We start from the raw sequence: 15,339 nt of genomic DNA on the forward strand, positions 1-15,339 counted from the left end.
CCTTTATTTATTGGTTGATAAATCCTTTATTCTAATATTTTTAAAATGAACTACATCGCCATGGCCTAGAAAACCGATATGGCCTTTATTCCTTTTTAGTCCAGGGTGATCTTTATTGTCCAAAGTACCATTTTTACTGGCATCGATAAAATCACCTTCCAAAATGGTGGTTCCGTTTAAAACAACTTTTATGGTCGATCCATTAACATATACTTCTTGTTGGTTCCATTTGCCAACTGTATTTAAAAAGCCACGTTGGGCTGGGATGATCCCATATACGGAACCATGGTATTGATATGGATGAAGGTCGGCATATTTTTCAGCGGTATTATCCAATATTTGTATTTCTTTCCCAAGATAAGCGGCATCTCCTTCCAGAGGGGCATGAATGCCCAACCCATTGTTCGCTCCCGGTGTTAATCGAAATTCGAACCTCAGAATAAAATCACTGAACTCTTCCTTTGTAAAAAGGTTTCCGCCGCTGCCTCCGCCATTGGGGTCAACGACTATCATACCGTCTTCTGCTCGATAAGATGAGGTATTGCCAACCCAACCGTTAAGGTTTTTGCCATTAAAAAGTGTTCTAAATCCAATTTCATCTGACTTTATTAAGGAAACACAGGAGTTAAATAGCAGTGGCAAAACCAATACAAGGGGATTCAATTTACGAGGGCGGTAGATCATTTATAGGATTTTTATATCTTTTAATAATTTATGTAATAATCGCAAGAGGTTCGGTGTCTTTCCAATTACCTCTGGTGAAATCAGGAAATTGTTGTGGACTACCATTACTGGCTACTGAACGCTCGCTTAATGGGGAAACGGCGCTCCATAAACAGCCCTCGTACACGTTTTGGTCTAAAGGCAATCCTTTTTGTAGGCATTCCACGATGCGATACATCATCATGCCATCCATTCCTCCGTGTCCGGAATTTTTAGTGGCTTGGTTTAGTCTTTTGTATAATGGGTGATCATACTTTTCATAAATAGCGGCCAATTGCTCTCCCTGAACCCATGAGTGATGGTTTTCCGTAATACCTTCCACACCACCTTCTAGGGCAATTCGAGTAGGGAAACCGGCCAAAACACCTTTTGTTCCCTGAATCAGATTTAATCTGGAGTAGGGGCGGGGACTTGTTTCGTCCCACTGTACCATAACGGTTCTACCTAAATGCGTTTTAATGATGGAAGTATTCAAATCCCCACCTTTGTAATCCAATTTGTTCCATTTATGGTCGGTCGGATAATTTTTTTCTGCATATAATTTTCTTCCTAAGGCTTGGGTAGAAAAGGAAACGAGACTGTCAAAAGTATCCTCGCTCCGGCCCAGGTTCATGTATTGGGCCACAGGACCAAGACCATGTGTAGGGTATAGATTACCATTTCTATTGGCATAGTGGTGTGTTCTCCAAGATCCCGTACCGCGTTCTTGTTCTTCCATTTGAAAACGAAGTTCGTGAATATAGGATGCCTCTGCGTGTAAAAACTCTCCGATAATACCTTGCCTACACATATTAAGGAACATTAACTCATCTCGACTGTAGTTGACATTTTCCATCATCATACAGTGTTTTTGAGTCTGTTCCGAGGTATTTACGATCCCCCACATTTCTTCAAGGGTAATGGCAATGGGAACTTCTACAAAAGCATGTGCACCTTGCTTCATGGCCTCGATGGCCATTGGGGCATGGTTCTTCCAATTCGTTGCTATAAAGACCACATCGGGTTTAATCTCCTTTAGCATTGTCTTCCATTGATTTTCATCCCCATGGTATTGCACAATGTTCTTATGCCTTGTTCCATTACCGATATCTTTGGCCTCTTGGGTCCATTTTTGGGTTAGATCTTGATAAAGGTCACAAATTGCAACAACCTCCGTTCCGGGTAAGGAAGCAAAGAATTTCATATGCTCAGGACCTCTTGCCCCAACCCCGATAAACGCAGCTTTGACCTTCGTTAATTTCGGTGCAGCGAAATCACCCATGTATTTTGATCCGAAAGGGCGTTCGGTACTATCGAAGCCTACTTGTGCCATTGCAGGCGAAACTGCTAAGGCAGCCCCTGCCAAAGATGTTTTGCGTATGAAGTTCCTTCTGTCAATGTTATTCATGTATTTACTTTTTGGTAATTATAGCGGAGTACCCACCTCCACTGGATAATTGAAGTTTAAGCTTGGTGTTTTGGTCTACGGATTCGCTTGTTATTTTATAATCTTGGGCATTTCTCAAAGCGTTTACCCCATCTTTAAATGCCTTTAAATCATAACTTCCATCACCTAAGAAAGAAAGGTCTATTTCAAAATCCCTGGCAGTCCAATCGGTCATGGCGCCCAAATACCAAGTGTCACCTTTTCTGCGGGCTACAACTATATAATCCGAAACGGCACCTTTCAGCACTTGGGTCTCGTCCCAAACCGTAGGTATTGATGTGATGAAATCAACGGTTTCCTGTTCTTTGTAGTAAATTGTTGGCGATTCACATAACATTTGAAGAGGGGCTTCATAAACCACGTACATGGCAACCTGGTGGGCCCTTGTCCCAAAACTCATGGGTCTGGTGAATAGAGGGGCAAAATTTGCAGCACCCGTTTCATAATCCACTTTGTTCATGTTGATCATTGCACCAGGAGTATAATCCATTGGTCCGGCTGCCATTCGGATAAATGGTATGGTCACATTATGTTCCGGTGTAATTTCGTTGGTCCATTTATTGTTCTCATTGCCTCTAACCCCTTCATAATTTACAATATTAGGCCACATTCGTTCTATACCTGCAGGTTTAAAAGCGCCATGATAATCAACCATTAGTTTATATTTTGCGGCTATTTCCGCGATCTTACCATAAGAATCAACTACATATTGGTCGCTCCTTTGCATAAAATCGACCTTAATCCCTACTGCCCCCCAGCTACTGTACATTTTTAAGATTTCATCCGGGTTTTCATAAAGGGGTTTCCATAACACCCATAAGATAATCTCAACATTTTTCGATTTGGCGTATTGTATCAATTTGGGGACATCGAGAAATTCGTTGTCATCCATGATCTCGGTGGTAGACTTGGTCCATCCTTCGTCCAATATGACATATTCGATATCGTTTTTCGATGCAAAATCTATATAATACTTATAGGTTTCCATATTGAGTCCTGCTTCAAAATCGACTCCATAGATATTATTTGCATTGTACCAGTCCCATGCCACCTGCCCGGGTTTTATCCAATTGGTATTGGTAATTCTTGATTTGTCGGCCAAACTGGCTACGAGATTACTTTCAACGAATGTTCTGTCATCATCACTGATAATGAAAACCCGCCATGGGAAGGAACGTTTGCCATCTATTTTGGCAATATAATCGGCTTCTTTTTCGATAATCTGGTTGCGGTCGGGATACGATTCTTGATTAGGCACGGCTTTTAAAACGTATTTGGGAAAAGTTGAAACCATGGAATTTTTAGATGACTTTGCCAAAAACATCCCCGGATAATCAACCAATGCCGATTCGGTAAACAATACTTTTGCGTTTTTGGTATCAAAGAGTACGGGAAGACTGCAAAAAGCGCCTTTTTCTATTTCGTCCAATGTTTTTGTTAAGTAGTTGCGCTCATTATGGGAATAGAACGATTCTTCTTCAGGGAAATAGGATAAAGTACCCTCGGGAAAGGTCAGCGCCATTTCTTCATTAAATACCTGCTTCGATTTTTTACTGCTATCAATGAATCGGTAAGAGACCCCATCATTATAGGTTCGGAATATCAATTGGTAGTTGCCCTTGAAATCCAGTGTTAATTGATTGAATTTACTTGTGATTTCCGTATCCTTATTCGGGACTTCGAATGTTCTTTTCTCGGTTATGGATTCAATGTTCTTTTTGCGCAGTACTGTATTTTTTCCTAAAACCCTTCCATTTCCCATATCCATAGAAATTATGGTGTTTTCGATAACTGTAAATCCTTTGAAACTGGCTTTCCATGATATTTCATCAGTTAAGTTGATCCCTATTTCCAATTTCTCATCAGGGGAACTCAATTTAATTTCTTGTTGGGCTAAAGACCAATTGCCGATGAATACCATGACAGAAAAAACAAAGAATGCTTTAATGGATCCTAAGCTGTTGGTGTTAAAATCGTTGGTTGTTTTCATTTTGTTTTTCAATTTAGTTTTCGTCTTGAAGAGAGACAGGGGTGAAGGGTTGGAATGGAATGAAAAGGAGTGGAATGGTAATTCATTTCATATAGGATGAATATTTCTACAATTTACGATAAAAGCCCCAATTTAAAAACTGAAATCACCTTGATGTTTAAAAGTGTAAAATGGGATTTCTGTATTTGGAAATACTGTTACAGAGAGCAAAAAAAAAGTGCCTTACAAGTTTTTTATCTTGTAAGGCACTTTAGTGTTTTAAAGTGAGAGAAAAGTAGTTGTGAAACTACCTGTGAATCGTCTGGGTCCTGTCCGGGCCTACTGATACTATTTTTATAGGCACTTCCAATTCTTTTTCAAGGAAGTCTATATAGTCATTCAAAGTGCTGGGAAGTTCCTCGGCTTTTGTCATTTTGGTTAGGTCTTGGGACCAACCTTTCATCTCGGTATAAATAGGCGTTACGTTTTCAGCTTCAATATTGTAGGGCAAATGTGAAATGACTTCCCCTTTGTAATTGTAAGCGGTACAGACTTTGAGTTTTTCGAATCCACTTAGGACATCACCTTTCATCATCATTAATTCAGTGACCCCGTTTACCCTGACCGCATATTTCAATGCAACCAAATCTAACCAACCACATCTTCTGGGTCTACCGGTCGTGGCGCCGAATTCATTGCCCACACTGGCCATGGTCTTACCATCTTCGTCGAAAAGTTCAGTTGGGAAAGGTCCGCTACCTACACGTGTGGTATAGGCCTTGAAAATTCCTTTTACATCGCCAATCTGGTTGGGTGCGACACCTAAGCCCGTACAAGCCCCTGCCGCAGTGGTGTTGCTTGATGTTACGAACGGATAGGTACCGAAATCAATATCCAACAATGATCCTTGTGCGCCTTCTGCGAGTATTTTTCTACCATCCTTTTGGGCTTGGTACAAATATTCCTCACTATCTATAAAGGTAAGTGCTTTAAGTGTTTTTATGGCATTGAAGAATTCGGCCTCAAGTTCTTCAAGGTTATATTGGATGTCAACATTGTAAAAACCGATCATGGCTTCATGTTTATCGGCCAAGGCACGATATTTTTCCTTCCAATCCGATAGCTCCAAATCTCCTACGCGCATTCCGTTTCTACCGGTCTTGTCCATATAAGTAGGACCGATCCCTTTTAGGGTGGATCCGATTTTCGCCTTTCCTTTTGAGGTCTCCGAAGCAGCATCCAATAAACGGTGGGTAGGTAAAATTAAATGGGCCTTTCTGCTGATGAATAGTTTTGATTTTACATCAATCTTAAAAACATCCAAGGCATCAAGTTCTTTTTTAAAGATCACCGGGTCGATAACCACCCCGTTGCCGACAACATTTATTGCTTTTTTATGGAATATGCCTGAGGGAATAGTATGTAGAACATGTTTTATTCCGTCAAATTCCAAGGTGTGTCCAGCATTCGGACCTCCTTGAAAACGTGCTATAATATCATAATTTTTAGTGAGTACATCAACGATTTTACCTTTTCCTTCGTCTCCCCACTGTAGTCCCAACAATAAATCTACTGCCATTATTTAGTTTGGTTAGTTGTTTGTATTACCTTCTTTGTTTTTGGTTCCGTAAAAGTATAATGAGTGATTGGTGATCTTTATGTCAAAAACCTCTTCAATGGTCTTTTTGATGGATTGGATCCGAGGATCGCAGAACTCCATTACTTCACCTGTGTCGGTTAAGATCACATGATCGTGTTGACGATCAAAATATGATTTTTCGTATTGTGCCTGATTTTTGCCGAACTGGTGCTTACGAACCAGTTTGCACTCTAATAAAAGTTCTATGGTATTGTATAAAGTTGCCCGGCTAACCCGATAGTTTTTGTTTTTCATATTGATGTAGAGTGATTCTATATCAAAATGTTCTTCACTATCGTATATTTCTTGTAGAATGGCGTAGCGCTCGGGTGTTTTCCTATGTCCTTTTTCTTCTAAAAAGGTGGTGAATACGTTTTTTACTATTTCCTGGTTTTTGTTAGGAGGCATAACAATATATCACTGCATTAATGTACAAATGTACGGCTAAATTTTTATGTAAGTTCTATACTCGTGTGACTTTATCGATACCATTGACCAGCTTAAGGTTTTCTATCAATTTTTGAAGAATGTTGTTGTTCTTTACCACAACGGTGATCCTTCCTGTAAATGTGCCCCCTTCCGTACTGAAATTCAGGTTTCGCATGTTTACGTTCATATGGGTGGAAATGATCTCGGTAATCTCACTGATCAATCCCACATTATCGATTCCAGTCAATTGTATCTCTGAACGGAACTCCTGTTGAGATGAATCTATCCATTTGGCACTTATGATTCTATAGGCATAGTTGGATTGTAATGAAATGGCATTAGGACAATTCTTCTTATGCACTTTTATGCCTTCACTAACACTGATGAACCCAAAAACAGGGTCTCCCGGGATAGGGTTGCAACATTGTGAAAGGGTATAGTCCAGTTTTTCTTCTTCCTTGCCGAAAACGAGCATATCATATTTTGCCGTAATCTCATCCTTATCTATGTTTTCGGGAACTGGGGTTCTTCTGATCTTACTTTTGAAGAAACTTATAAATGCATTGCTATATGAAGAGGCAAAGTCCTTTATTTTTTGGTTGTCGATGGCACCAATACCAACGCGATAGAATAGATCCAAACTGGTCTTTAACTTAAAGTAAACGACCATTTTGTTAATGGTATCCTCGTTAAGGGATATTTTTTGCGATTTAAGCTTTCTACGCAATATTTCCTTGCCCTCGTTGGCAACGACTTTCTTTTCTTCCCTTAGCGATGATTTTATTTTTGCCCTTGCCCTTGCCGTGGCGGCATAATCGAGCCAGTTTTGGTTTGGCTTGGCTTGTTCAGAAGTAATAATTTCTACTTGGTCCCCACTTTTCAAAGTAGTGTTCAAGGGAACAAGTTTGCCGTTTACTTTTGCCCCACGTGTATGCATGCCCACTTCAGTGTGTATGTTGAAAGCAAAATCGAGTGGGGTGGCCCCTTTTGGCATAGATTTTAATTCGCCTAAAGGTGTAAAAACAAAGATTTCCTTGGAATACAGGTTGAGTTTAAACTCCTCAACAAAGTCGACCGCACTGGTATTCGAGTTTTCCAATGCTTCCTGCAGTTTATTCAGCCAGACTTCAATACCTTGCTCTTTTTGGTCCCCGTGTTTGTATTTAAAATGGGCGGCATATCCCTTTTCCGCTATTTCATGCATTCGCTCACTTCGGATCTGCACTTCTACCCATTTACCCATAGGCCCCATTACCGTTATGTGCAAGGCTTCATATCCTGTGGATTTTGGGGAGGATATCCAATCGCGCAAGCGAACGGGGTTCGGTGTAAAGTGATCCGTAACGATTGAATATATTTTCCATGCAAGGAATTTCTCATTGGCCCGATCGGATCGGTATATGATTCGGATCGCGAATTTGTCGTAAATCTGGTCAAAGGAAACATTTTGGACTTTCATCTTCTTCCTTATGGAAAAGATGGATTTCATTCTGCCTTTTATGTAATAACTTAGACCTTCTTTATCCAATGAATCCCTGATGATTCCGGTAAAATCATCGATATATTTTTGTTGTTCCTCCGTAGATTCCTCGATCTTGTCCAAAATGTCATTGTAGACTTCCGGTTCGGTGTATTTTAAACTGAGGTCTTCCAGTTCGGTTTTTATATTGTACAACCCAATACGGTGCGCCAAAGGGGCATAGATGTATAGGGTCTCCGATGCCATTTTTACCTGCTTGTGTTCGGGCATTGCATCCAGGGTAAGCATATTGTGGTACCTGTCCGCAATCTTTATTATGATAACACGCACATCATCATGAAGGGTCAACAACATCTTACGGAAATTCTCCGCTTGCTGCGAAATGTTCATGTCCTTTTTTAGGTGCGAAATTTTTGTGAGTCCGTCCACGATTCGGGCCACTGTTTCCCCGAACATACGTTCAATGTCGTCAAGGGTATAATCCGTGTCTTCTACAACATCATGTAATAAGGCAGAGGCAATGGATACTGCATCCAGACCAATTTCGGAAGCTACGATCTTGGCAACCGCAATAGGGTGAAAAATATAGGCTTCTCCCGATTTTCTCCTTTGGTCCTTGTGGGCATCAACGGCAATTTCAAAAGCATGCCGAATCAAAGCCTTATCATCATCAGACAGGGTCTGGTAGCTTATTTTAAGCAATTCTTTGTATTGCTTGGCAATTTCCTTATTCTCTTTTTCTATAGCTGCTTGCGTCATACCCAAATAAAGTTAAACAATCCCATTTAATCCACAACAAAAATTATGCCTTTAAATTCTTTACACGTGCGATTAAAGGCGGATGCGAATAATGCATAAAAACGTAGGCAGGATGGGGAGTAAGGTTACTTAAACTGTTCTTTGACAGCTTTTTAAGCGAGGATATCAGCGGTTTTGCGGCGAAGGTGTATTTGGCAAAATCATCGGCCTGGAATTCGAATTTTCGGGACAGGTAGTTCATGATCAATCCCGTTACTTCCGAAATGGGGCTATATAAAAGGCCAAAACCTATTAGTGCCGCATGGAAACTGGGCTGGGTAACGCCAATTGCTTTTGAAACTTCAGGATTATTGATGAACAAGGACAAAAGAAAAAGTGTGAGCCCTGTCATTAAAATAGAGATGACGAGATTAAAAATGATATGATTACGTTTGTAGTGTCCTACTTCATGGGCAAGAACGGCGACGATTTCATCTTCTTCCAGATCGTTGATCAAGGTGTCGTACAGCGTTATTCTTTTTTCTTTTCCAAAACCCGAAAAATAAGCATTCGCCTTTGTTGATCTTTTGGAGCCGTCAATGACGAAAATATTCTTGATTTCAAAACCTACTTTCTTGGCATACCCTTCAATCTTATTTTTAAGACTACCTTCTTCCAATGGTTTCTGTTTGTTGAATAGCGGTACGATCAACCTACTATAGAACAAGTTCATGAACAGGGTAAAAACTGCTACAAGGGCCCACGCGTATATCCAAAAACCGGTTCCTGCCCATTCAAAAAACCAAATGATAAGTGCCAAAAGTCCACCTCCGATTGTGGCCATCATGGCATATCCCTTTAATTTATCGAGCAAAAATGTGGTTTTGGTCATTTTGTTGAAACCAAATTTTTCCTCTATGACAAAGGTCTTGTAATATGAAAATGGTGTTGTGATGATATCACTACCGATCATGATACACCCAAAGAATACCATGGCTATTATAATACTGTTGTCAGAAACCGCCCTTGCGATGGTGTCTATCCATTCAAAACCTCCGAATAAAAGAAAGCACAACGTTAATATTAAGGAAAATGAGGAGGTAAAAAGTCCGAATTTATAATTGATCTTCTTGTAATCCTGTGATTTTTTGTATTCCGTGACATCATAAACATCTTCCAAATCCTGGGGAATAGGATCCTTGTAGCGTTTTGAATTCAGATAGTCCAATGTAGTTTCGATAATGAATTCGATGACCAAAATGGCTATGATAGAATAAAACAAAGTAGTATGCGTCATATTAAATTTTTGGTTGGGTCTAATGTGGCGGCAAACTTTCACTTATGCCGATCGTTGCCGTTTTGCCTCAAATATAAGTATTGCAGCCGATACGGAAACGTTCATGGAATCTATTTCGCCTTCCATAGGGATTATTATATTCTTTGTCGAGGCATCTAACCATTCTTTTGAAAGTCCTGTTGCTTCCGTACCCACAACAATGGCCGAAGGTTCGGTAAAGTCTGTTTTCGTATAGTTTTCCGAGACCGATGATAAAGCAGCACAATAGATGTTTATTTTCCTGTCTTTCAAAAATTCCAAAATTTCAGCGGTTGTACCAACACCAATAGAATTGGTAAATAGGCACCCTACACTGGATCGAATGATATTGGGATTGTAAAGGTCCCCTTTTGGATTGGCAATCAGTACCGCATCTAGATTAGCGGCATCTGCAGTTCGTAATAATGCACCGATATTTCCGGGTTTTTCCGGGGCTTCAGCAACAAGAATCAATACTTTGCCATGTTTAAGGGCAAGGTCTTTTAAGTCATGCTTTTTGGATCGAACGATTGCCACCACACCTTCGGTAGAACCACGATAGGTCATTTTTTGATAAACAGCATCGGATACTTCTATGAATTCAGGTGGCTTTTGAGAATCCTTTGTAATATTCACTACTTCCTCATGTGATATGATTTCAGGAAAATAAAGCAAGGACTTTACATCATACCCAGCTTTTATGGCCAATGATAATTCCCTCTGCCCCTCCAAAATGAATAATCCTTGTTTTCTTCTTTCGCGGGATTTTTCCTGAAGAAGAACAATCTGTTTGATCAATGGATTTTGTAAGCTGCTAATTTGTTTCGGTGTACCCATGTATGCAAAAATAGTCGAAAGCCTTAAATTTAGGGACGTTTTTAGTTTAAAGTGATGTACATAAATAAAGGTTAAAAGCAATTACACTGAAAATTGCCAATAATATTTTGATTAATTTAGATTAAATTGAAATTTGTATGTTGTACCATTGTGATATTTCTTTTGATAAAAGGGTATGATCCTTTACAAAAGTAAATGGTGCCATGAACGATTTTCGATAAAGAATCTGTACTTTGGGATATGGAAATAATCTTATTTGGAATTACTAAGGATATTGTGGGAAAATCCTCATTGGATGTTTCTGATTTGAACCAAAAACCTCGGTCGGTCGGTGAGCTGATAAGTTCGTTGAATGCCGCTTATCCGGAATTCACAAAATTGTCCTCTTTCGCTGTTGCCGTTAATGGGGAGTATGCTTCCCAGGAGGTCGATTTAAAAGAAAATGATGAAATTGCAATAATTCCACCTGTAAGCGGAGGCTGATGAACGAACCAATTATAGAGATAGTAGAAAATATTGATACCGCCAAGGTATATACTGAATTGTCAGATTCCAAAAGTGGGGGAATTTGTGTTTTCGTGGGTACGGTACGGGATTTTACCAACAATGAACCCGTTATTTCGTTAGAGTTTGAAGCTTACAAATCAATGGCGATTAAGGAAATGGCGAAGATCATTGATCAAGCAGCGGAAAAGTGGCCATTGAACAAGGTGGTCATGCGCCATGCCGTTGGCCTAAAGAAGGTGAAAGAGCCGGTTGTGGTCATTGGCGTTTCAAGCGCGCATAGAGAGGCATGCTTTGAGGCTTGTAGATATATGATAGATACGTTAAAGGAGACCGTTCCCATTTGGAAAAAGGAAATGTTCAAAGATAAATCAGTTTGGGTTTCGGCCCACCCTTAAGAATATGTTGATAGACAATCATAATAGGAAAATCAATTATTTACGTTTAGCGGTTACCGATCGATGTAATCTTCGCTGTAATTATTGTATGCCCGAAAGTGGGATAGATTTTTCGAAGAAAGATACCCTGTTCACCCTTGAGGAGTTGTCACGATTGAGCAGTATTCTGGTGTCCCAAGGAATTGATAAAATAAGGATTACAGGAGGAGAGCCTTTTGTGCGCAAGGATCTGATGGTTTTAATACGGAACCTATCGAACATGAAAGGTCTCAAAGATATATCCATTACCACGAATGCCACATTGATTGGCCCTTATATAACCGAACTTAAGGCTCTGGGTATTAAAAACATCAATGTGAGTATGGATGCCATAAACCGGGAAACCTTTAAAAAGATCACTCGAAGGGATGAATACGACATCGTTTATGACAACATCATACGAATGATCAACGAGGGTTTTAATGTACGTATCAATTTTATCGCATTGACAGGACAAAACACCCAGGATATACTTCCTATGTTGGCACTCGCCAAGAATTATTATGTCTGTGTTCGCTACTTGGAAGAAATGCCCTTTAATGGTGGGTCGCGACATTTTGAAGGCAATACGTGGGATTATAAACGTATTCTGTCGCATATCAAGGAGGCATATCCCGATTATGAAGAAATTCCGTCTGAGGCAACATCGACCTCAATGAATTATAAGATTCCCGGGTTTAAAGGTACTTTTGGGATTATACCGTCGTTTAGCCGTACTTTTTGCGGTAGTTGCAACAGATTGCGAATTACGGCAACCGGAGATGTGATTACTTGCTTGTATGCCCAACCGAGTATGAATATCCGGGAGATATTACGAGGGGACTCATCTGAGGAAAAGGTAAAGCAACAAATATTGAAGGCAATAGGGAATAGGGCCAAAACAGGTTTTGAGGCCCAAAAACTACAAAAGGGAACATATACGAATTCAATGACCACAATCGGAGGATAAATGAAAAAAGAACTTTCACATATAGATGATAGCGGTAACGCTTCGATGGTTGATGTGTCTAACAAAGATGTTTCATCCCGAATGGCAACAGCCACAGGGCAGGTAAATTTTCCAAAGGATGTTTTCGAGACCTTGAAAGCACAAGATTTCTTGGGAAAGAAAGGCAGTATTCTTCAAACAGCGATAATTGCAGGAATACAAGGGGTAAAGAAAACCTCGGAACTTATTCCGCTCTGCCATCAAATAAATCTATCTAAAGTGCAAATCGATATACAGCCCAAAGAAAATACCTTACTGGTTACCTGCAAGGTAAAATGTACAGAAAGGACAGGTGTTGAAATGGAGGCTTTGACCGGTGTATCGGTTAGTGCCTTGACAATTTACGATATGTGTAAAGCATTGTCGCACGATATCAAGATTTCGAATATTCAATTAGAACATAAATCGGGAGGTAAACATGACTTCAACCGTTAAATTATATGGTTTGGTCCTCTCTGGAGGACAGAGCAGACGTATGGGTAAGGATAAAGGTCTTATTGCCTATCATGGAATGCCCCAACGCGATTATTTATATCGATTGTTAGAGCAAGTGTGCGATAAGGCCTTTATGAGTATTCGAAAGGAACAGGCCACGGAAATAGATGCTGCGTTCAAGACCATTGTCGACGAGGATATTTTTAAGGGTCCCTTTAACGGAATCCTTTCCGCCCACAAAGAATTTCCGGAAGTGGCATGGTTGGTATTGGCATGTGATCTTCCGCTGATCGATGAAAAAGCACTGCGTTACCTCATAGAACGCCGCAAACCTGATTCCTTTGCTACGGCCTATGCCTTAAAGGAAAACCCTTTACCAGAACCTTTATGTGCCATTTGGGAACCGAACGGACTTAAAAATGCGGTTTTATATATGCAGGAAGGTGAAAATGGGTCTTGTCCACGTAAATTCCTGATCAATAATGCTACCCATTTGGTTCACCCTGAAAATGAAAATACCCTGATGAACGCGAATTCGGAATCGGATTATAAAGAAGCCTTGACGAAATTGGAATAAGTATGAATGGTGAACGATATTCCAGACAAACGCAACTGAAGGATTTTGGCCGAGAAGCCCAAACCCGATTGGCAAGTGCCAAAGTATTGGTAGTAGGTGCAGGTGGTTTGGGTGTTCCGGTACTAATGTATTTGAATGCTATGGGTGTAGGTACCTTGGGCATTGTTGAGGAAGATGAGGTATCACTTTCCAATCTACATCGGCAGGTTTTATATTCAGCTGTTGAGGTAGGGCACGCCAAATTAGACGTTGCCATTAAAAGATTAAAAGCACAAAATCCTGATACCCATTTAATACCCTATTACGAGTTTCTAACCCTGGAAAATGCCCTGTCGATAATCGAGGGGTATGATCTGGTAATCGATGCTACGGATAATTTCCCGACTCGTTATCTGATCAATGATGCTTGTGTTATCCTGAAAAAACCTTTTGTTTATGGTGCATTACATGGCTTTGAAGGGCAGGTAAGCGTGTTCAATTATAAAAACGGCCCAACCTATCGATGTCTTTTTCCGAAAATGCCTACAGCCAAAGAAGTGCCCAATTGTAATGAGCATGGTGTACTTGGTGTTATTCCGGCAATAGTCGGAAACCTTCAGGCATTGGAAGCCGTTAAGGTACTAACGGGAATAGGAGAGGTGTTGTCCGGTAAATTGCTATTGTTCAATGGCCTGGACCAATCCTTTAGAAAAATAAAATTTGATAAGATCCCTTCAAACTTGGTTATTGAAACACTACAAGAAACCTATGGTTTTGATTGCCGTACCGATAGTGATTCCGTTGAAGTGGCCGAATTCGAGAAGTTGTTGTCAGACGAAAGTATTCAGATCATAGATGTACGAACGGTAGGGGAGTTCGAGGATTTCCATCTAAAAAATTCCGTGAACCTGCCTTTGGATAAAATCGAGGATTGGAAACATAAATTAGACTATGATCGAGCTGTTTATGTTTTGTGCCATAGTGGTTCGCGGAGTCTGGAGGCGCAATCCATTCTTGTATCCTATAAAAATGGGGCCAAGGTCATTAACGTGAACGGAGGAATAGAGCAATTGAAAAAGTATGCTGTTAAGTATTGAAGGCTTGATCCTACTATGTCTGGGTTTCTTTGTGGTCTCCACCTTATATTCCTCCGTTGGTTTCGGCGGTGGTTCTAGCTATTTAGCCTTATTGACACTTGTACTGGTTAATTTTTTCGCCATTCGTTCCATTGCTTTGGTCTGTAATTTAGTCGTGGTTTCAGGAAGTACTTTTCTTTATCTAAAGCATGGGCATACAAGGTTAAAGGACTTTCTTCCTTTTGTTATAACCAGTATTCCCATGGCATTTATCGGCGCTTCTTTTAGATTGAAGGAAGAAGTGTTCTTCATTATCCTAGGGGCCGCTTTGATTATTTCATCCGTATCATTGCTCTATCAGACTTCTGGTATTCGCTGGAACGAACCCACGAAGGTTTATCCAAAATATTTAAGTTATATCATCGGGGGTACTATCGGGTTATTGTCGGGATTGGTAGGAATCGGTGGGGGTATTTTTTTGGCCCCTATCCTAAATCATATCAATTGGAATAAATCGGTTAAAATTGCGGCCCTGGCGAGCTTTTTTATTTTGGTGAATTCCATATCCGGTTTGGTAGGGCTCTTGGTCGCAGGTACAATTCAACTCCCATGGGTCGAGACCGTGGCACTTGGGGTTACGGTATTGATTGGCGGACAATTGGGAGTAAGGCTAAGCCTTAAAAGATTGTCCGCCAATGGTATTAAAAGAATAACTGCGATTCTTGTGTTAATTGTTGGTTTACGGGTGTTATTGGTAAACGGATTAAGGTTGTTCTAAATAATCTAC

The 15,339-nt window shown here is 40.3% G+C and carries 15 protein-coding genes; 7 read left to right on the plus strand and 8 right to left on the minus strand.

The window, feature by feature from the left end; all coding sequences use genetic code 11:
• Window positions 1–3 precede the first annotated feature (3 nt).
• The 8 genes from R3X28_RS17765 to R3X28_RS17800 all read right to left on the minus strand — a co-directional run bounded on the left by R3X28_RS17765 (window position 4) and on the right by R3X28_RS17800 (window position 10,556).
• Window positions 4–684 carry a DUF1080 domain-containing protein gene (locus R3X28_RS17765; RefSeq protein ID WP_317666125.1) on the minus strand — a complete coding sequence of 227 codons (681 nt, stop codon included), beginning with the start codon at window positions 682–684 and terminating at the stop codon, window positions 4–6.
• Window positions 685–712: 28 nt separating this feature from the next.
• On the minus strand, window positions 713–2,110 hold the full coding sequence (locus R3X28_RS17770; protein WP_317666127.1) for a Gfo/Idh/MocA family protein: 1,398 nt from the start codon (window positions 2,108–2,110) through the stop codon (window positions 713–715).
• A 4-nt stretch (window positions 2,111–2,114) separates the two neighbouring features.
• A complete protein-coding gene (locus R3X28_RS17775) occupies window positions 2,115–4,139 on the minus strand; it encodes a glycoside hydrolase family 97 protein (RefSeq protein WP_317666129.1) in 2,025 nt (674 codons plus the stop codon).
• A 286-nt stretch (window positions 4,140–4,425) separates the two neighbouring features.
• A complete protein-coding gene (locus R3X28_RS17780) occupies window positions 4,426–5,697 on the minus strand; it encodes an adenylosuccinate synthase (protein WP_317666131.1) in 1,272 nt (423 codons plus the stop codon).
• A 12-nt stretch (window positions 5,698–5,709) separates the two neighbouring features.
• Window positions 5,710–6,165, minus strand: coding sequence for a Fur family transcriptional regulator (locus R3X28_RS17785; protein ID WP_154368726.1), 456 nt, complete (start codon window positions 6,163–6,165; stop codon window positions 5,710–5,712).
• A gap of 55 nt (window positions 6,166–6,220) precedes the next feature.
• Window positions 6,221–8,425, minus strand: a complete 2,205-nt coding sequence (locus tag R3X28_RS17790; protein WP_154368724.1) for a RelA/SpoT family protein — start codon at window positions 8,423–8,425, stop codon at window positions 6,221–6,223.
• 43 nt (window positions 8,426–8,468) lie between these two features.
• Entirely contained in the window at window positions 8,469–9,701 is a 1,233-nt protein-coding gene (locus R3X28_RS17795) for a M48 family metallopeptidase (protein ID WP_317666134.1), read from the minus strand.
• Window positions 9,702–9,743: 42 nt separating this feature from the next.
• Window positions 9,744–10,556, minus strand: coding sequence for an RNA methyltransferase (locus tag R3X28_RS17800; RefSeq protein ID WP_317666135.1), 813 nt, complete (start codon window positions 10,554–10,556; stop codon window positions 9,744–9,746).
• A gap of 240 nt (window positions 10,557–10,796) precedes the next feature.
• Here R3X28_RS17800 and R3X28_RS17805 point away from each other — a divergent pair, with 240 nt between their 5' ends.
• Genes R3X28_RS17805 through R3X28_RS17835 form a run of 7 tightly spaced genes read left to right on the plus strand, consistent with a single transcriptional unit; the run spans window position 10,797 to window position 15,330 of the window.
• Window positions 10,797–11,039, plus strand: a complete 243-nt coding sequence (locus tag R3X28_RS17805; RefSeq protein ID WP_317666137.1) for a MoaD/ThiS family protein — start codon at window positions 10,797–10,799, stop codon at window positions 11,037–11,039.
• Window positions 11,039–11,458, plus strand: coding sequence for a molybdenum cofactor biosynthesis protein MoaE (locus R3X28_RS17810; protein ID WP_317666139.1), 420 nt, complete (start codon window positions 11,039–11,041; stop codon window positions 11,456–11,458). Before R3X28_RS17805 ends, R3X28_RS17810 begins: the two co-directional genes overlap by 1 nt.
• A 4-nt stretch (window positions 11,459–11,462) precedes the next feature.
• On the plus strand, window positions 11,463–12,446 hold the full coding sequence (gene moaA / locus R3X28_RS17815; RefSeq protein ID WP_317666141.1) for a GTP 3',8-cyclase MoaA: 984 nt from the start codon (window positions 11,463–11,465) through the stop codon (window positions 12,444–12,446).
• The gene (gene moaC, locus R3X28_RS17820; RefSeq protein WP_317666143.1) at window positions 12,447–12,920 is read left to right on the plus strand and encodes a cyclic pyranopterin monophosphate synthase MoaC; all 474 of its coding nucleotides are present in this window, start codon (window positions 12,447–12,449) and stop codon (window positions 12,918–12,920) included. It begins immediately after the preceding gene.
• Window positions 12,904–13,497: an NTP transferase domain-containing protein gene (locus R3X28_RS17825; RefSeq protein ID WP_317666145.1), complete on the plus strand. Its 594-nt coding sequence runs from the start codon at window positions 12,904–12,906 to the stop codon at window positions 13,495–13,497. Before moaC ends, R3X28_RS17825 begins: the two co-directional genes overlap by 17 nt.
• A 2-nt stretch (window positions 13,498–13,499) precedes the next feature.
• A complete protein-coding gene (locus tag R3X28_RS17830; RefSeq protein WP_317666147.1) occupies window positions 13,500–14,573 on the plus strand; it encodes a HesA/MoeB/ThiF family protein in 1,074 nt (357 codons plus the stop codon).
• Window positions 14,557–15,330, plus strand: coding sequence for a sulfite exporter TauE/SafE family protein (locus tag R3X28_RS17835; protein WP_317666149.1), 774 nt, complete (start codon window positions 14,557–14,559; stop codon window positions 15,328–15,330). Before R3X28_RS17830 ends, R3X28_RS17835 begins: the two co-directional genes overlap by 17 nt.
• The last annotated feature ends 9 nt before the right edge of the window (window positions 15,331–15,339 follow it).

The sequence above is a fragment of the Maribacter sp. TH_r10 genome (assembly GCF_033101095.1).
Taxonomy (GTDB): Bacteria; Bacteroidota; Bacteroidia; order Flavobacteriales; family Flavobacteriaceae; genus Maribacter_A; species Maribacter_A luteus.